The 18253-nt window shown below is 64.4% G+C and carries 18 protein-coding genes; 7 read left to right on the top strand and 11 right to left on the bottom strand.

Translation table 11 applies throughout. The features are described from left to right. Positions 1–16: 16 nt before the first annotated feature. The 6 genes from GDR53_RS15560 to GDR53_RS15535 all read right to left on the bottom strand — a co-directional run bounded on the left by GDR53_RS15560 (position 17) and on the right by GDR53_RS15535 (position 4991). Positions 17–439 (bottom strand): VOC family protein, encoded by a 423-nt coding sequence (locus tag GDR53_RS15560; protein WP_193335368.1) that lies wholly within the window; start codon positions 437–439, stop codon positions 17–19. Between the two features lie 232 nt (positions 440–671). Then, the gene (gene rpsD / locus GDR53_RS15555; RefSeq protein ID WP_193335367.1) at positions 672–1289 is read right to left on the bottom strand and encodes a 30S ribosomal protein S4; all 618 of its coding nucleotides are present in this window, start codon (positions 1287–1289) and stop codon (positions 672–674) included. Positions 1290–1441: 152 nt separating this feature from the next. Continuing rightward, complete coding sequence (locus tag GDR53_RS15550; protein ID WP_193335366.1) at positions 1442–2710, bottom strand: MFS transporter; 1269 nt, start codon at positions 2708–2710, stop codon at positions 1442–1444. A gap of 107 nt (positions 2711–2817) precedes the next feature. Beyond that, complete coding sequence (locus tag GDR53_RS15545) at positions 2818–3624, bottom strand: RNA methyltransferase (RefSeq protein WP_193335365.1); 807 nt, start codon at positions 3622–3624, stop codon at positions 2818–2820. Between the two features lie 55 nt (positions 3625–3679). Continuing rightward, positions 3680–4282, bottom strand: coding sequence for a GNAT family N-acetyltransferase (locus GDR53_RS15540; RefSeq protein ID WP_193335364.1), 603 nt, complete (start codon positions 4280–4282; stop codon positions 3680–3682). Between the two features lie 127 nt (positions 4283–4409). Further along, positions 4410–4991: a GNAT family N-acetyltransferase gene (locus tag GDR53_RS15535; RefSeq protein ID WP_193335363.1), complete on the bottom strand. Its 582-nt coding sequence runs from the start codon at positions 4989–4991 to the stop codon at positions 4410–4412. Between the two features lie 99 nt (positions 4992–5090). Between GDR53_RS15535 and GDR53_RS15530 the strand changes: the two genes are divergently transcribed. Then, the gene (locus GDR53_RS15530; protein WP_193335362.1) at positions 5091–5531 is read left to right on the top strand and encodes a GFA family protein; all 441 of its coding nucleotides are present in this window, start codon (positions 5091–5093) and stop codon (positions 5529–5531) included. After that, complete coding sequence (locus GDR53_RS15525) at positions 5528–5863, top strand: TfoX/Sxy family protein (protein ID WP_210321344.1); 336 nt, start codon at positions 5528–5530, stop codon at positions 5861–5863. The genes GDR53_RS15530 and GDR53_RS15525 overlap by 4 nt, the downstream gene beginning before the upstream one ends. A 10-nt stretch (positions 5864–5873) precedes the next feature. On the opposite strand, the gene fabF is transcribed toward GDR53_RS15525, so the two are convergent. Both fabF and GDR53_RS15515 read right to left on the bottom strand, forming a co-directional pair. Further along, positions 5874–7154 (bottom strand): beta-ketoacyl-ACP synthase II, encoded by a 1281-nt coding sequence (fabF, locus tag GDR53_RS15520; protein ID WP_193335361.1) that lies wholly within the window; start codon positions 7152–7154, stop codon positions 5874–5876. Positions 7155–7205: 51 nt separating this feature from the next. Then, a complete protein-coding gene (locus GDR53_RS15515) occupies positions 7206–7664 on the bottom strand; it encodes a MarR family winged helix-turn-helix transcriptional regulator (protein WP_193335360.1) in 459 nt (152 codons plus the stop codon). A gap of 103 nt (positions 7665–7767) precedes the next feature. On the opposite strand from GDR53_RS15515, the gene GDR53_RS15510 reads away from it, so the two are divergent. The 5 genes from GDR53_RS15510 (at position 7768) to GDR53_RS15490 (ending at position 13364) form a co-directional block, all read left to right on the top strand. Continuing rightward, positions 7768–8982 (top strand): NADP-dependent isocitrate dehydrogenase, encoded by a 1215-nt coding sequence (locus GDR53_RS15510; RefSeq protein WP_193335359.1) that lies wholly within the window; start codon positions 7768–7770, stop codon positions 8980–8982. A 182-nt stretch (positions 8983–9164) separates the two neighbouring features. Continuing rightward, on the top strand, positions 9165–9902 hold the full coding sequence (locus GDR53_RS15505; RefSeq protein ID WP_193335358.1) for a head GIN domain-containing protein: 738 nt from the start codon (positions 9165–9167) through the stop codon (positions 9900–9902). A 285-nt stretch (positions 9903–10187) separates the two neighbouring features. Further along, positions 10188–11294 (top strand): OmpP1/FadL family transporter, encoded by a 1107-nt coding sequence (locus GDR53_RS15500; protein WP_193335357.1) that lies wholly within the window; start codon positions 10188–10190, stop codon positions 11292–11294. A 173-nt stretch (positions 11295–11467) separates the two neighbouring features. Next, complete coding sequence (locus GDR53_RS15495; protein WP_193335356.1) at positions 11468–12400, top strand: DMT family transporter; 933 nt, start codon at positions 11468–11470, stop codon at positions 12398–12400. A gap of 79 nt (positions 12401–12479) precedes the next feature. Continuing rightward, positions 12480–13364, top strand: a complete 885-nt coding sequence (locus tag GDR53_RS15490) for a DMT family transporter (protein WP_193335355.1) — start codon at positions 12480–12482, stop codon at positions 13362–13364. Between the two features lie 14 nt (positions 13365–13378). On the opposite strand, the gene GDR53_RS15485 is transcribed toward GDR53_RS15490, so the two are convergent. From GDR53_RS15485 to recA, 3 genes are all read right to left on the bottom strand, one after another. Further along, positions 13379–14029, bottom strand: a complete 651-nt coding sequence (locus GDR53_RS15485) for a pyridoxamine 5'-phosphate oxidase family protein (protein WP_193335354.1) — start codon at positions 14027–14029, stop codon at positions 13379–13381. Between the two features lie 203 nt (positions 14030–14232). Next, complete coding sequence (gene alaS, locus GDR53_RS15480; protein ID WP_193335353.1) at positions 14233–16872, bottom strand: alanine--tRNA ligase; 2640 nt, start codon at positions 16870–16872, stop codon at positions 14233–14235. Positions 16873–17113: 241 nt separating this feature from the next. Continuing rightward, a complete protein-coding gene (recA, locus tag GDR53_RS15475; RefSeq protein WP_193335352.1) occupies positions 17114–18187 on the bottom strand; it encodes a recombinase RecA in 1074 nt (357 codons plus the stop codon). Positions 18188–18253: the final 66 nt, after the last annotated feature.

The raw sequence follows: 18253 nt of genomic DNA, 5'->3' as shown, positions 1-18253 counted from the left end.
GCCCTGCTTTATCTGGTCACACCGCGAAGGTGACGTGGCCTTCTGCATCGATCGGCCAGGACGGGTTCCAGGCAATCTCCCAGGCGTGGTCATCGGGATCGGCGACATAGCCGCGATAGCCACCATGTTCGGGCGCATCGGCCGCCCGCAGCAGGGTGCCGCCCGCGGCCAGCAATTGCGCCATCACCGGCTCCACCTGGTCCCTGCCCGCCACATTATGCGCCAGCGCATAGGCGCCCGGCCCCGCTGGTGAGGGGCGGTTCATATCGGCCTCCAGCGCTGGGCGGAGGAAGGTGCCCAGCACGAAGCCATTCATCTGATAGAAGATGATTTCCGGATTGTCGAAGACCGGCACCCAGCCGAAGCCTTCGGCATAGAAGCGGCGCGAGCGGGCCAGATCGGCGACGGCCAGGGTGATGACAGACATCGATTGTTGCATTTTCCAAGACCTTTCTATCGCCCGGCGACATGCACAGGCGTTCAAGGCCATGGGACTCAATTGCCGGAGCGAAGGCCAGGACTGCGGGACCGTCACGGTTGCCGCAGGGTCGGGCTAACCGCACCGACCTCTCCTTTTCTGACCGGCCCAGTCTAGCAAACCAGACCAATTCGGCAAACAAAAAGGGCCGCTCCGAAGAGCGGCCCTTTTCAATTCTGAATTTCGACTGCGACTAGCGCGAGTAGAATTCGACGACCAGGTTCGGTTCCATCTGGACCGGATAAGGCACATCCGACAGCGCGGGAACGCGCACATAGGTTGCCGTCATCTTGTTGTGGTCGACTTCGACATAGTCAGGCACATCGCGCTCGGCCAGCTGGACGGCTTCGAGCAGCACGGTCAGCTGCTTGGAGCGATCACGCACCTCGATCTTGTCGCCAACCTGAACCTGGTAGGACGGGATGTTGACGCGCTTGCCATTGATCATGATGTGACCATGGCTGACGAACTGGCGGGCCGCAAACACGGTCGCCACGAACTTCGCACGATAGACGATGGCGTCGAGACGGCTCTCGAGCAGGCCGATCAGGTTCTCGCCGGTGTCGCCCTTGACGCGGGCAGCTTCGGTGTAGAGGCGCTTGAACGCCTTTTCCGTGACCGAACCGTAATAGCCCTTGAGCTTCTGCTTGGCGCGGAGCTGCAGACCATAGTCGCTCAGCTTGCCCTTGCGGCGCTGACCATGCTGGCCGGGGCCATAAGCACGGGCGTTGAGCGGGGACTTTGGACGGCCCCAGATGTTTTCACCGAGACGGCGATCGATTTTATACTTGGCTGAATGACGCTTCGACATCGCGTATCCTTCTTAACGTTGAATGGATCGCGCCCTCCTCTGCCATCCTTGCGGATGACCGACAGACCCCAATATTCAGGAGATCCCGGGTGCGCCTATGGACCCGAAGGTCCCAATAGGTGGGCGCGTCTTAGGCAATTGCGACGCTTTCGTCAAGCAGCCTCGGGGTCGCTCGACCCATCGGCTACCATCTTCTTGTCGAGATTGCGCTGCCGGCGCAGGTCGGGGAAGATCACCGCCCAGATAATGGCCACAGCGATGGCCCCAACCCCGCCCACGGCCACCGCCGCCACCGGGCCGATGAAGTGTGCCACCGTGCCGGCGCGGAATTCGCCGAGCTCATTGGAGGCCCCGATGAAGACAGAATTCACGGCATTGACGCGGCCGCGCACCTCTTCTGGGGTCCACAGCTGCATGATGGTCTCGCGAATCGTCACGCTCACCATGTCCGAGGCGCCCACCAGCGCCAGCGCCGGAATGGAGACCCAGACGGTGGTCGAGAGCCCGAAGATCAGCGTGAACAGCCCGAAACAGGCGACAAAGACAAAAAGCAGCTTGCCGGCATGGTCGCGAATGGGAAAGCGCGTCAGCACCAGCGCCATGACAATGGCGCCAATGCCCGGCGCGGCGCGCAGCAGGCCCAGTTCCTGCGGCCCGGCATGCAGGATATCCTTGGTATAGACCGGCAGCAGCGCCACTGCGCCGCCCATCAGCACGGCAAACATGTCGAGCGAAATGGCACCCAGCACCACTTTGTTGGAAAAGATATAGCGGAAGCCGCCAAAGATGGTTTCCAGACTCGTGGCCTGCCCGGCGCTTTTCTGCTCGGGCTTGGGGATCAGCAGCACGCAGACCATGGCGACCAGCAGCAGCGCCGCACCCGTGCCAAAGGCGATTGTGGGCGCCAGGCCATAGAGCAGGCCGCCGGCGGCCGGCCCCATGATCGAGGCAAACTGCCAGGCCGAGGCGTTGACGGTAATGGCATTGCTCAGCGCATTGGGCGGCACCAGATTGGGCGCCAGCGACTGCGCTGCCGGCCCCCAGAAGGCCCGCGCCGTGCCCAGCACGACCAGAATCCCGAAGATTGGCCAGACCTCATGCGCCTGCGCATTGACGAAAGCCAGAAAGCCCAGCGCACAGGCCAGCTCGACCCCCAGGCAGATCGCCATGATGCCGCGCCGGTTGAACCGGTCGGCCGTGAGGCCGGTGATCAACATCAGCAGCAAAGCGGGCAGGAACAGGCTCAGCCCCACCAGCCCGAGCAGGAACACATTGCCGGTCACGTCATAGATCTGCCAGGCGATCGACACCGACATGATCTGCACGGCAAAGCTGACCAAAAGCGTGGTCAGCCAGAAATAGCGAAAGCCGATATAGCTGAAGGCGAGGCGGGACTTGTCGGTGGGTTGGGGCGTGCTCATGAACTGGCCATGCCATGCCAATATGTCGCGGTCAAAGGCGGAATGTCGGCAAACCGTTCAGCGGCGCGCTTTCTTGGCGGCACCGGACCAAAGTGATGCCGATTCCCCTACTCGTCCGTCTTGGGCGCCGGCTTCTGCCGGTTGGGATTGGGGCGCTGGTGGCGGCGGTCGATCGAGGAGATCACGCCACGCAGGGTGCGGATTTCCTGGCTGGAGAACTGGCCGCGCGTCAGCGCCGTGCGCAGATTGTCGATCATGCCGGGCCGCTTTTCCGGCGAGGTGAAGAAGCCGCTTTCGTCCAGCGTACCTTCAAGCTGCTCGAACATGCCCACCAACTCGCTGCGCGGCGCCACCTCGTGCAAGAGACTCCCAAAGGGCAGGCTGGCCGCCTGGCCCGACTGTCGCCGCCACTCATAGGCCAGGATCAGCACGGCCTGGGCGATGTTGAGCGAGGCAAAGGCCGGCTCCACCGGCAGGGTGACGATCATGTCGGCCAGCGCCACCTCCTCGTTGAGCAGGCCCCACTTTTCCCGGCCGAACAGCAGTCCGGCCTTCTGCCCGCCGCCGATATGGGCCACCAGCCGCGTGGCCGCTTCGTCGGGGCCAATGACGTCCTTCTGCATGCCGCGCAGCCGCGCCGTGGTGGCATAGACCAGCGTCAAGTCGGCAATGGCTTCCTCGAGCGTTTCGAATACCCGCACCTGCTCGATGACATGGTCGGCGCGCGAGGCGGTGGCGATGGCCTTTTCATTGGGCCAGCCATCGCGCGGCCGCACCAGGCGCAGGTCCCACAGCCCGAAATTGGCCATGGCGCGCGCTGCGGTGCCGATGTTCTCCCCCAATTGGGGTTCACACAGGATCACCGCTGGCGTTGGCAGCAGCTCGATTGCGATGGAAGAATCCGTTCCGGCCATGGTGCCCCACCCTCAGATGGGGCGCACATAGCGTGTTTTGCCGTTCAGAGGCAAATCAGGCGACGCGATGGCGCGGCGGCAGTTCCCGCACCTTGCTCGACTGCTGCCACTCCCGGTCGAGAATGGCAAAATGCAGCTCTTCGTCCCACTCGCCCTGGAACAGGGCATGCTCGCGATAATGGGCTTCCAGACGCATGCCCAGGCCCTGCATCAGCTTGATCGAGTGATGGTTGCGCCCGTCCGACCGCACCATCAGGCGATGAATGTGGAAGTGCCCGAAGGCCAGGTCGAACAGCGCCGACAGCGCTTCGCGGGCAAAGCCGAAGCCGGCATGCACCGGATTGATGATGAAGCGCACCTCGCCCTGGCTTGCGGTGGAATCGGTCCAGTGCAGCGAGACATGGCCGAGCAGCTGCTGGTCGCTCTTGCGGATCATCGCCAGGGTCAGCGTATCGCCGGCGCGCTGCAGGCTGACATGACCGGCCATCACCTTGAGCGCTTCGGCCACCTGGTCGCGATCGCGCGTCCGGGTAAAGGCATAGCGCTGCACCGCGGGCAGCACGTGATAATCGCTGAGCGCCTCGAGATCGCGCCGCTCAAAGCAGCGCAGGACCAGGCGGTCGGTTTCGATGGGCAATGAACGAGACGATTTTGACATGGCGCTGCGCTCCCCGCACGACGGGCGCAATACCCGCCCTATGAGCCCAATAACGTCGGCGCCATTCGCCCGGTTCCTTGTTCGGCACGAATAACTTGCCCAATCGCGACCCCGGCCCGGCAGCCCCCTAGGCCGCGCCATTGCCCTGCCGCAGGGCGTGCCACTCCTGCCACAGCATGGCGTAGATGAACTCCTCGTCCCACTCGCTCTTGAACAAGGCGTGCTCGCGAAAATGCGCCTCCCGCCGCATGCCCAGCCGCGCCATCAGCCGCCACGACGCCGCATTGCGCACATCACAGCGCGCCGACACCCGATGCATGTCGCCAGGCCCGAAGCCGAGGTCGAGCAGCGCATTGGCAGCCTCGGTGGCATAGCCATGGCCGTGATAGGCCGGATCAAAGATCCAGCCGACTTCCCCCTGCCGGGCATCCATGCTGCGCCAGATCAGCGACACCTCGCCGATCAGCGTGCTGCTGTCGGCCAGTTCGACACCGAGCACGATCTTGTCGCCCTCGGCCTGCAGCGCCACCTCGCCGATGCGCTGCTGGATAGCCTCGGCGCAGTCGTCCCGGCTGAGTGGCACGTCGAACAGATAGCGCGCCACATCCTCGCGTCGCCGATAGGCGAATACCCCGTCCACGTCGCCCCGGGTGAAGGGACGCAGCCGCAGCCGCTCGGTGACGATGGGTAGATTGGGAAAAAGCGCCATGCCGTCCTCTTCTGGGCGCCCGCACTCTTGCCACTGTGGCCGCCAAAGGCAAGAACCCTTGCGCTTGCCCGGCGCGGCGCCCCGTGGCAGCTTCCATGCATGAGCACCCCACGCCCCAGCATCGATGTGACCGCCGCCTGCGCCTGTGGCGCCGTCGGCATGGCCGTGCAGGGCCCGGTGGTGTCGATGCTGCTATGCGCGTGCCTCGACTGCCAGCGCGCCACCGGCTCCGGCCATGCCAGCGTCGCCCTGGTGCCGGCAACAGCCCTCACGCTGACCGGAACGGCAAAATCCTTTGCCCGCCCAGCCGATTCGGGGGCGATCTTCACCCGCAACTTCTGCCCGGACTGTGGCACGCCGCTCTTTGGTCAGTCCTCGCGCGCGCCCGATATCCGCATGATCCCGGTCGGCTTCTTTGCCGGCCAGAATGCCTGGTTTGCGCCCGGTCAGCTGATCTTTGCCCGCAGCCAGCAGGCATGGGATCTGGTGGCTGACCACCTGCCCCGGCACGCCACCTATCGCGAGGCTGTCCGCCCATGAGCATGGCGTCTCAGGAACTGGCCGACCGCATTCGCCTGCTGCTGGCCCACGACCCCCATATCAGCGAGCGCCGCATGTTCGGCGGCACTGCCTTCATGTGGCATGGCAATATGCTGGTGGGGCCGATGAAGGATGGCGGCCTGCTGGTGCGCTGCGGCAAGCAGGCTTATGCCGCAACGCTGGCTTTGCCCGGCGCCGAGCCGATGGATTTCACCGGCCGCACCATGTCGGGCTTCGTTTTGGTCGCGGGCGACGCCATTGAGGACGATGATCGTCTGGCTCAATGGGTCGAGATCGCCCGCGCCTTTGTCAAAACCCTGCCGCCCAAATAGGGCGAGCGGGTCAGATCCGGCCGAACACCAGCGCCGCATTGACGCCGCCGAAACCGAACGAGTTCGACAGTGCATAGTCGACGCGCTTTTCCTTGGCCACATTGGGCACCAGGTCGAACTTGTCGGCCAGTTCTTCTGGATCATTGAGGTTGATGGTGGGCGGCAGCACGCCTTCGCGCAGCGCCATGACCGATACCACGGCCTCGAACGCCCCTGCAGCGCCCAGCATGTGCCCCGTGGCCGACTTGGTCGATGACACGGCCAGATCCTTGCCGCGGCCGGTAAAGACGGCCGACAGGCCGGCGATTTCGGCCGCATCGCCAACGGCGGTCGAGGTGGCGTGGGCGTTGACATAGCCAATCTGCGACTGGTCGATGCCGGCCATTTCAAGCGCATTGCGCATCGCCACCTGGGCGCCGGCGCCATCGGGCGAGCCCGAGGTCAGGTGATAGGCATCGGCCGAGGTGCCGTAGCCGGCCAGGATCGCCAGTGGCGTCGCGCCGCGTGCCTTGGCATGGCTGAGCTTTTCGATCACCAGCACGGCAGCGCCTTCGGCCAAAACAAACCCATCATGACCTTTGTCGAAGGGGCGCGAGGCCTCCTGCGGCCGGTCGTTGAACGAGGTGGCCAGCGCCCGCGAGGCGGCAAAGCCACCCACTGAGATCGGATCGACCGAGCCTTCGGCCCCGCCGACCACGGCGACTTCGGCTTCGCCAGTCATGATCAGCCGCATGCCGTCGCCAATGGCCTGGGCCGAGGCGGCGCAGGCCGTGACGGGCGTGCCGATGGGACCGCGGAAACTGTGCAGGATGGACAGCCAGCCGGCCGCCAGATTGGCCAGGAACGAGGGGATGGTGAAGGGCGACAGACGCCGCGCGCCCTTGGTCTGAATGGTCTCCACCGCCCGGCCCATGACCGGCGAACCGCCCACGCCCGAGCCGATAATGGTGGCTGTGGCCATCTGGTCGGCCAGTTCGGTCGGGTGCCAGTTGGCCTGGTTCAGCGCCTCGGCCGCCGCGGCAATGCCATACTGGATGAACAGGTCCATCTTCTTGATGTCCTTGCCATCGATGAAATCGACCGGATCAAAACCCTCGGGGTCATTGGCCTTGGCCGGCACCAGCCCGGCAATGCTGGCGCCAAAGCCCTCAGTGTCGAAGCGATCGTTCTGCACCACGCCGCTGCGGCCCGCGATCAGCCGGCCCCACATGACCGGCACGCCCACGCCCAGGGGGCTGACAACGCCCATGCCGGTGACAACGATGGGATCGCTTGGATCTGGCTTCAGCATGCACTTGCTCCTGTTCAATTCAAATCTGTGTCCCGGCAGGCCGGGATCGTCTCAAAGCCGTGCCAACTGCCGCAGGGAGGCAATCACGGTCGTAAATTCCGGGTCGTCGAGCGCGCCCCGTAGCGTGGCCTGCTGGGCCCGCCATTGCGGAATAGCCGCCGCCAGCACCTTGTTCCCCGCCGCGCTCAGCGCGCTCACCCGGCCATTGCCGCGTTCTGCAGGCGCTGTCGTCACCAGGCCCCGCCGCTCCAGCAGCGTCAGGTTGCGCGACAGCGTACTGCGGTCCATGGCGATGGCGCTGGCCAATTGGGTGACCGAGCGCCCCGGGTGATCGAGCAGCGAGGTCAGGATACTGAACTGCGCCGCGGTGATCCCATAGGGCCGCAGATTGCGGTCCGCCAGTCGCGTGACGGCCCGCGCCGCCATACGCGCATTGAGCACGACACACAAATCAAACTCGCTATTCATGCCCGACAGGTAGGCGTGCATATGCACGGTGTCAACTGGCATGGCCCCTTGCCCATGCCACCTTTGCGCCGTGCCAAACCCAATGCTATAGGGGCGGGGAACACGGCCCGCGGGTCAAGGTACGGATTTCAGGGAGATATTTCCGATGAGCAAAATCAAAGTCGCCAACCCGGTCGTCGATCTCGACGGCGATGAGATGACCCGGATCATCTGGCAGGCGATCAAGGACAAACTCATCCATCCCTATCTCGATCTGCCCATTGAATATTACGATCTCAGCGTCGAAAGCCGCGACGCCACCAACGATCAGATCACCATAGACGCTGCCCATGCCATCCAGAAGCATGGCGTGGGCATCAAGTGCGCCACCATTACCCCCGATGAGCAGCGCGTCGAAGAGTTCAAGCTCAAGAAGATGTGGAAGTCGCCCAATGGCACCATCCGCAACATCCTGGGCGGCGTGATCTTCCGCGAGCCCATCATCTGCAAGAACGTGCCGCGCCTGGTGCCCGGCTGGACCCAGCCCATCATCGTCGGCCGCCATGCCTTTGGTGACCAGTACAAGGCCACCGACTTCCTGTTCCCCGGCAAGGGCACCCTGACCATCAAGTTCACCGGCGAAGATGGCAAGGTCATCGAGCACGAGGTCTATCAGGCCCCCGGCGCCGGCGTCGCCATGGCCATGTACAACCTCGACGATTCGATTCGCGACTTTGCCTATGCCAGCCTGAACTACGCGCTCGACCGCGGCGTCCCCTGCTACCTCTCGACCAAGAACACCATCCTCAAGGCCTATGACGGCCGCTTCAAGGATATCTTCCAGGAGATCTACGAGGCCGAGTTCAAGGAAAAGTACGAAGCCAAGAAGATCTGGTACGAGCACCGCCTGATCGACGACATGGTCGCCTCCGCCCTCAAGTGGAGCGGTGGCTATGTCTGGGCCTGCAAGAACTATGATGGCGACGTGCAGTCCGACATCGTCGCCCAGGGTTTTGGCTCGCTCGGCCTGATGACCTCGGTCCTGGCCACCCCCGATGGCCGCACGGTGGAAGCCGAAGCCGCCCATGGCACGGTGACCCGTCACTACCGCCAGCATCAGGCCGGCAAGGAAACCTCGACCAACTCCACCGCCTCGATCTTTGCCTGGACGCGTGGCCTCGCCCACCGCGCCAAGCTCGACGACAACGAGGCGCTGGCCAAGTTCGCTTTGACGCTGGAAAAGGTCACCGTCGACACCATCGAAGAAGGCAAGATGACCAAGGATCTGAGCCTGCTCGTCGGTCCCGACCAGCCTTGGCTTTCGACCCTGGGCTTCCTCGACGCCATCGACCAGAATCTGCAGAAGGCCATGTCGGCCTAAGCTGTCGCGCCGAACCGAATTGAAAGCCGGGTCCCTTGGGGCCCGGCTTTTTTGTGCCCCCTGGTACGGGCCTGTACCGATCAAGCCCAATGATCCAAAATTTTACGCCGTTTCGGCCTTTCCGGCACGGTGCCGCCCGCCCATATCCCGGACGTCGGGACAATCTGACAGCGGGGACACACATGCGTAAACTGACGGCAGCGACCATTTTGGCAACCACGGCGGGTCTGCTGATGAGCACGACAAGCTTCGCGCAAAGCCGCGATTTCGACCTTGCCGGTTTCGATCGTCTCGACATCGCCACCGGCCTCGACGCCAGGGTGATGCTGGGCGAAGCCTTCAAGGTCACCGCGCAATCGCGTAGCCAGGATGCGCTCGATAATCTTGACCTCAAGGTCGTCGACGGCGTGCTGCAGGCGCGCATCGATCAGAGCTTTATCGACTTCATCATCAGCGGTGGCCTGGTCGGCATGCTGCTCAGCAGCGGCAATGCCGTGACCGTGGACATCACCCTGCCCGCTTTGGCTGGCGTCTCGGCCAGCTCGGGCGCTGATGTCGACCTCATGGCCATCCGCGCCGACCGGCTGGCCCTGGACGCTTCCAGTGGCGCCGATATCCGGGCCGAGAACGCCGCCTTGGGCAGCGTGACGATCAAGGCTTCCAGTGGCGCCGATGTCGAGATTGCCGGCACCACAGAGACCCTGACGGCGGACGCCTCCAGCGGCGCCGATATCGATGCCGACGACCTCAGGGCCAGCACGGTCACCGCTGCCGCCTCGAGCGGCGCGGGAATTTCGGTCCATGCTACAGCCAGCATTCGGGCCAGGGCCTCCAGTGGCGGCGATATCGATGTCTCGGGCCATCCGGGCACGCGCGATATCGACGAATCGAGCGGCGGCAGCATCGACCTCGACGACTGAACCCTCCGCCCTCACAGCCCTGCGTCAGCAGAACTGGCGGCCCTCACCGGGCCGCCAAGTGGCCACATTGTGACATTGTTGTGACAAACCACCGCCCGGCGACCCTCAGAACGGGCATCGTGTGTTGACGGCGCCAGCCTGAGCCTCCCTAATTGACGTAATGGTCAACTTGCCCACGGGAAGGAGGAGTGATTGCCGCAAAGGTCAATCGTCCTGCGGGCAAGACCGGGCTGGCGCGTCGCGTCCGCGCCGCACTGACCGCATCGGTGACTGAGGAGGAACCACATGAATACCAAGCGACGTCTGATCGCCGCCGTGGCCGGATTGGCCGCAACCCTGCCGCTGGTGGCCGGGGCCCATGCCGGCGGGCTTGAGGCCAATGGCTATGACTGGGATCAGCTGTTTGATCCGGCGCCCTATTCGGCCAAGGCCAGCGCCACCTATGTCCATATCGACAAGAACGTGACGCGTCCCGGCTTCGCCGGCACGGTGTCCACGACGCCCGGCCGCGTCCACTACAACACCGGCTTCAAGGCCGACATCTTCGACATGGCCTCTTGCCTCGTGACCGTGCAGAACCCCTTCGGCTCGGACACATCGCGCACCAATGCCTATGCCGCTTCGACCACCCAGGCGGTCAGCGAATCCATCCGCTCCACCGATACCGGCCTCACCTGCGCCGTCGGCGCCCAGGTCGGTCCCGGCGTCATCAGCGTCATCGCTGGCGTTTCGGCACAGAATCTCGACTACCAGGCCGCAGCGCCGCTGACCCTGACCACGAGCACGCCCATTTCGATCAATGGCTGGTCCACCGGCTGGCGCGCCGGCCTGGCCTATGAAATCCCCGAATACGCCCTGCGGGTCAGCGCCATCTATAATGCACCGGTGCACTATACCCTCAACGGCACCGCCTATGGCGGCGCGGCCTCGGCCGACGTCACCACGCCGCAGTCCTTTGAAGTCCGCGGCCAGACCGGCATAGCCCCCGGCTGGCTGGCATTGGGTTCGGTGAAATGGATGGACTGGTCCACCTTGCAGCGCCTCACCGTCAATACCATTGGCGGGCCGCTGGTCTCGGCCTTCGACTATCGCGACGGCTGGACCGTCACTGCGGGCGTGGGCCACGCCGTCAACGAGCAGCTCAGCGTCGTCGGCACCCTGAGCTGGGATCGCGGCACCTCGACACCCGGCACCAACGACGTACTGACCGCCGGCACGCAGACAGATCGCTATGGCGTCGCCCTGGGCGGCAGCTACAACCTCTCCCCCAATGTCCAGCTCACCGGCGGCGTCTCGGCCAGCCTGCTGGGCGCCGGCTCCAATGCCCGCGGCGAACGCTGGGATACCGGCTATGTCTATGCCGTCAGCGGCGGAATCAAGGCCTCGTTCTAGCCTCAGCCCATTCTGGCACTCACAGGGGCCGTCCGGCATGCCACCGGGCGGCCCCTCGTCATTTCAGTCGCAGCCTGCCAGGCGTACCGATCCCCACGTTTCGGCCTTGCTGGCATCGCCGCCGCCCGCTAGCGTGCCGCTATTGCCACTCCCTTTTATGTTCGGATCCTGCCATGCCGGTCGGCGTGATTTATGCGGTCGTCGCCTATTCGGTCTATTCCTGCGGCGACGCGATCATCAAGGGCTTCGGACAGAACCTGTCGGTCTTCGAGATCGGCTTCTTCATCGCCGTCTTCAGCCTGATCCCGGCCGCCTTCGCCAAGCCACGCAGCGAGCGCTGGCGCGACAGCTTCAAGCTCAGGGATGCGCGCCTGGTGCATCTGCGCTCGTTCAGCGGCCTCGCCTCCTCGACCCTGGTCACCTATGCCTTCGTCACCATTCCCTTCGCCGAGACCTATTCTCTGGTCTTCCTGATGCCGCTCTTCATCACCGTCATGTCGGTGCTGATCCTCAAGGAACGCGTCGACAGGCTGCGCTGGGCCATGCTGACACTGGGCTTTCTCGGCGTCATGATGGTGGTGCAACCCGGCTTCCGCGAGCTGAAGCTGGGCCACCTGGCCGCCGTATGCTGCGCCTTTTTCGGTGCCACCACCACCACGGTGCTGCGCGTCATCGCCCCCACCGAACAGCGCGTGAGCCTGATCGCCCTGCCCGCGCTCCATCTCATCGTGGCCAATGCCGTGCTGATGCTGCCCGGCTTTGTCTGGCCGACCGCCCAGCAGTTCGGCCTCCTGGCCGCCAGCGGCAGCCTGGTGGGCATGGGCCATATCCTGCTCATCGCCGCCACCCGCAATGCCCCCGCCAGCCAGGTGGCGCCGATCCAATATGTGCAGATCGTCTGGGCCATTGGTCTGGGCGCCTTCTTCTTTGCCGAATACCCAGATCTGCTGGCTTATATCGGCCTGGGCGTGGTGGTGCTGTCGGGCCTGGTCAACGTCTTCCTCGACGGCGCCCGCACCCGCATTGCTGGCCGCTTTGCCGAATATCGCGCCACTCGCCCGGGCCCACCCTCCAACATCACCGAGGTGCAGGGGCCTGAAATTTAGGCAGTGGCCCTCGACGCCTGCCGTGCCTGCTTGTATGGTACTTTCATTGCGCGACTCCCCCTCTTTCCCGGACTGATCAATGCCGACCGGCGTCATCCTGGCCTTTCTCGGCTATGCCAGCTTTTCCACGGCTGATGCCCTGATCAAGCATATCGGGCCGGGCATGTCGGTCTTCGAGATCGCCTTCTTCACCACCAGCTTTTCCATCCTGCCGCTGCTGCTGACCAATCGCAACGAGCGCTGGCGCGACCTCTACCGCCTGCGCCACCCCTTTCTAGTGCACCTGCGCTGCACCACGGCCATCGCCGGCACCGCCTGCGTCATGTATGCCTTCACCCACATTGCCTTTGCCGACGTCTATGCCATCGGCTTTGCCACGCCGATCTTCGTGACGCTGCTCTCGGTACTGCTGCTCAAGGAAAACGTCACGCCACAGCGCTGGCTGCTGCTGTTGCTGTGCTTTGTCGGCGTAGTCATCGTCATCCGCCCGGGCCTGCGCGCGCTGGAGACCGGCCATTTCGTCATCATGGTCGGCGCCTGCCTGGGCGCCATCACCACTGTGATCCTGCGCCATGTCGCGCCCACCGAGCGGCGCGTCAGCCTGGTCGGCCTGCAGGTGCTCTATTCGGCCCTAGTCAACGGCCTGCTGATGCTGCCCGGCTTCGTCATGCCCAATCTGCTGCAACTGGCCATTTTCCTGGGCATCGGCCTGCTGGGCGGCCTTGGCGGCCTACTGCTGATCGCGGCCACCAAGACCACCCCGGCCAACCTCGTCGCCCCCGTGCAGTATAGCCAGCTGATCTGGGCCATCCTGTTCGGCGCGCTGTTCTTTGGCGAATATCCCGACTGGATCGCCATTGTCGGCATGCTGATCGTCGTCACCAGCGGCCTGCTCAACGTGCTGAGCGACCGCCGGCCGATGCGCTGGAAGCCGCGCCTGTTCTTCTTCCGCACCGGCCTATAGGCGGCTGGACCCCACTAATACATCGAGGTCTTGTAGTCGGCCTCGAGATCCTCATCCAGTTTGCGCATTGCCGCCGCGTCGTCGGGCGCACCGGTCGTCTGGTCGAGCAGGATCTGCATCAGCGATGCCATCTCTGCGCGGTCCTGGAAGTGGCTCGGGTCCCACAGATGCGCGCGCCGGAAGGCCTTGGCGCAATGGAGAAACGCCTCCTCGACCCTGACCACGATAGCGACCCGGGGCAACCGGTCATTGACCCGCATGCTCTCGAGCAGAACCGGATCGGTCACCACGCTGGCTTGGCCGTTCACCCGCAGCGTGTCGTCAAAGCCCGGAATGAGAAAAAGCAGGCCAACGCTGGGATTGGCGATGATGTTGACGAGGCTGTCGAGCCGATTATTGCCCGGCCGGTCCGGTATCGCCAGCGTGTGTGCGTCGAGGATGCGAACAAATCCCACCGGGTCGCCGCGCGGGCTGACATCGGCTCGGCCCGTTGCACTTTGCGTCCCCAGGCAGAGGAACGGCGAGCGCCGGATAAAGGCCTGGGCATGCGCATCCAGAAACGGCTGGCTCTTCAGCGCCGCCAGCGTGTGGGTTTCCGGAAACAGCGCCCGCAACGCTGCTTCGTCGCCAATGACATGTTCCGGCCGTGCCGCAAAATCGCCCATACCCGCCTCCCCCGGCTTGGTCCTGACCTGATCTCCCGTTCAGGTCAATTTCTGAGGTACGTACCTCATATCGGCAATTTAAGCAGATTTGACGGGACCAGCAAGAGGGTATTGCCTTCTGCCGCCCACCGCCCTCGGCGCGCACCCAAAAGCAAAAGGCCCCCGCCATGGCGGGAGCCTTTCTATCTATGGGGTCAATTCGACTAGAGCAGCGCGCGGATCGCGGCCAGGGCTTCCTCGGCCTTGCTGCCATCGGGGCCGCCGGCCTGGGCCATGTCCGGCCGTCCGCCACCACCCTGCCCGCCCAGCACGGCCGAGCCGGCCCGCACCAGGTCGACGGCCGAGGCCTTGTCCAGCAAGTCTTCCGTCACGCCAACGGCCAGGCCCGCCTTGCCGTCCTCGGTCACCCCGACAATGGCAATCACCGCCGAGCCGACCTGCTTCTTGGTCTGGTCGACGAGGCCGCGCAGATCCTTGGGCTGCAGCCCCTCGACGACGCGGCCAACAAAGGCCACGCCATTGATGATCTCCGGGCCGGCGACCTGTTCAGTGCCGCCGCCCATGGCCAGCTTCTGCTTGGCGTCGCTCAGGGCCTTTTCGCTGCGCTTGAGCTGCTCCTGCAGCGCCGCGATGCGATCGAGCACTTCATGGCTGCCGGCGCGCAGCAGACCGGCTGCCGCATCGACAATGGCCACATTGGTATTGCCGCGATGCCGCGCCGCCGTGCCGGTCAGCGCCTCGATGCGGCGCACCCCGGCGCCCACGGCGCTTTCCGCCACGATCGAGACCAGGCCGATATCACCGGTGCGCCGCACATGCGTGCCGCCGCACAGTTCCACTGACCAGCCCAGGCTATTGCCGGTCGGCTCGCCCATGGCCACGACGCGGACCTCATCGCCATATTTCTCGCCGAACAGGGCGCGGGCGCCCGATTCCTTGGCCTCGTCCACGCCCATCAGCCGCGTCTCGACCGGGGTATTCTGCAGCACGATGGCATTGGCAATGTCTTCGACCTCCGCCATTTCCTGCGGGGTCACCGGCTTGGTATGCACGAAATCGAAGCGCAGCCGGTCGGGCGAGACCATCGAGCCCTTTTGCGCGACGTGGTCGCCCAGCACCAGGCGCAGCGCCTCATGCAGCAGATGGGTCGCCGAATGGTTCGAGCGGATCGCCGAGCGGCGGGCATGATCGACCACCAGGGTGATCGGCTGGCCGACCTTGAGCGCACCCTCGCTCACAGTGACCTGGTGGGCAAAGACGCCGTGGAATTTCTGCGTATCGGTGACGATCGCGACCAGTCCCTCGCCGGTGAGCACGCCGTGATCGCCAACCTGGCCGCCGCTCTCGCCATAAAACGGCGTCTGGTTGACCACGACAAAGCCGGTCTCGCCGACGCCCAAGGTTGACACCTCGGCGCCGTCGCGGATCAGCGCCTTGACCTCGGCCTCGGCGCTTTCGGTCTCATAGCCCAAAAATTCGGTCGGCCCGTGCTGGTCGGCCAGGCTGAACCAGATCGTGTCGGTGGCGGCGCCACCAGCGCCCGACCAGCTCTTGCGCGCTTCGGCCTTTTGCGCCGCCATGGCGGCGTCAAAGCCGGGCTGGTCGACGCTGATGCCGCGCAGGCGCAACGCGTCCTGCGTCAGGTCGAGCGGGAAGCCATAGGTGTCGTAGAGCTTGAAGGCCGAGGCGCCATTGAGCACGGCCCCCTCGCCCATCTCCTTGGTCTCGTCGGCCAGGATCTGCAGCCCGCGGCCCAGCGTCTTGAGGAAGCGCCCTTCCTCGAGTTTGACCGTCTCGGCAATCATGGCCTCCCCGCTCTGCAGCTCGGGATAGGCCTGGCCCATCTCGCGCACCAGGGTGGGCACCAGCTTGTAGATCACCGGCTCTTCGGCGCCCAGCAGCGTGGCGTGGCGCATGGCGCGGCGCATGATGCGGCGCAGCACATAGCCGCGGCCTTCATTGGATGGCAGCACGCCCTCGGCAATCAGAAAGCTCATCGAGCGCAGGTGATCGGCGATGACGCGCAGGCTGCGATTGCCCTCGCCCTGCACGTCGACGCCAGTCGCCGCAGCGGCCGCGCCGATCAGCGCCTTGAACAGGTCGATATCGTAATTGTCATGCACGCCCTGCATCACCGCAGCGACGCGCTCGATACCCATGCCGGTATCGATCGAGGGGCGCGGCAGGCTGGAGCGGTCACCATTGGCCTGCTGCTCATACTGCATGAACACCAGGTTCCAGATCTCGATCCAGCGATCGCCATCTTCCTCGGCCGAGCCCGGCGGGCCGCCCCAGACCTTGTCGCCATGGTCGTAGAAGATTTCCGAGCAGGGACCGCACGGGCCGGTATCGCCCATCTGCCAGAAGTTGGACTTGGCGCCGAGCCGCACGATGCGGTCTTCGCTGAGGCCGGCAATCTTCTTCCACAGCGCCATGGCCTCGTCATCATCCTGATAGATGGTGACCATCAGCTTGTCGCGCGGCAGTTCCCACTCCTTGGTGAGCAGGTTCCAGGCCAGCTCGATCGCCTCTGCCTTGAAATAGTCGCCGAACGAGAAATTGCCCAGCATCTCGAAAAAGGTGTGGTGGCGGGCGGTAAAGCCCACATTGTCGAGATCGTTGTGCTTGCCGCCGGCGCGCACGCATTTCTGCGCCGAGACCGCGCGCGAATAAGGGCGCTTTTCCACCCCGGTAAAGGTGTTCTTGAACTGCACCATGCCCGCATTGGTGAACATCAGCGTCGGATCGTTGCGCGGCACCAGCGGGCTCGACGCCACGGCCTCGTGGCCATTGCGCACAAAATACTGGGAAAAACTCGAACGCAGGTCGTTAACGCTGGTCATGGACGGACTTTCATTCGGGAGAATGGCACGGACGCGCCGCAGAGGTCGGCTGGCTTTCTATCGCGTGGCCTGCCGAAATGTCCAGCATTGCGGCAGCAATGCGGTACCCCCTGCCCGCCGCGCGCATCCCAGGCGGCCGGCCAGACCGGATCACCACCGCACCCCGCGGACAAAAAAGGGGCATCGCTTGTGCGATGCCCCTCAAAATACCCTGCATGGGAAGAATGACCTGGGACGAAACCTATTCGTCGCTGCCCACGGCGTCGTCGCCACCGGCCACCAGCAGCACTTCGCCCAGCAAGCCCGAGCTTTCGCGCACGCTCTGCTCGATTGTCCGGGCGGCATCCGGATTGTCCTTGAGATATTGCCGCGCATTCTCGCGCCCCTGGCCCAGCCGCTGGCTGTCCCAGGAGAACCAGGCGCCGGCCTTTTCGATGATGCCGGCCTTGACGCCCAGATCGAGCAGCTCGCCGGTCTTGGAAATGCCTTCGCCATACATGATGTCGAATTCGACCTGGCGGAACGGCGGCGCCAGCTTGTTCTTGACCACCTTGACTCGCGTCTGGTTGCCCACGATCTCTTCGCGATCCTTGAGCGCGCCAATGCGGCGAATGTCGAGGCGCACCGAAGCGTAGAATTTCAGCGCATTGCCGCCCGTCGTCGTCTCGGGCGAGCCATACATCACACCGATCTTCATACGGATCTGGTTGATGAAGATGACCAGGCACTTGGACTTGGAGATCGAGCCGGTCAGCTTGCGCATGGCCTGGCTCATCAGGCGGGCCTGCAGGCCCGGCAGTGAATCGCCCATTTCGCCTTCGAGCTCGGCCCGCGGCGTCAGCGCCGCCACCGAATCGATCACCAGCACGTCGATGGCGCCTGAGCGGACCAGCGTATCGGTGATTTCCAGCGCCTGCTCGCCGGCATCGGGCTGCGAGATCAGCAGGTCATCGACATTGACGCCCAGCTTGCGGGCATAGATCGGGTCGAGCGCATGCTCGGCATCGACAAAGGCGCAGATGCCGCCGGCCTTCTGGGCCTCGGCAATCACATGCAGCGCCAATGTGGTCTTGCCCGAGCTTTCCGGCCCGAAAATCTCCACGATACGGCCCTTTGGCAGGCCGCCAATGCCCAGCGCAATGTCGAGGCCGAGCGAGCCGGTCGAGATCGACTCGACTTCGATCGCTGCCGCCTCGCCCAGGCGCATGATCGACCCCTTGCCGAAATTGCGCTCGATCTGGCTGAGCGCCGCGGCAAGTGCCTTGTCCTTATCCATCGATCCACCTTCAACAACACGAAGCGACGCGTTAGCCATCAATTCTCTCCTTATTCCACGCTCCGGAGGGCGGCGCAACGCGCGGATGCCTGAGCTGGGGGTGCA

This window comes from Devosia beringensis (genome assembly GCF_014926585.1).
Taxonomy (GTDB): Bacteria; Pseudomonadota; Alphaproteobacteria; order Rhizobiales; family Devosiaceae; genus Devosia; species Devosia beringensis.
Note: the sequence above shows the minus strand (reverse complement) of the source record. Positions and strands in the feature narration are given on the sequence as shown.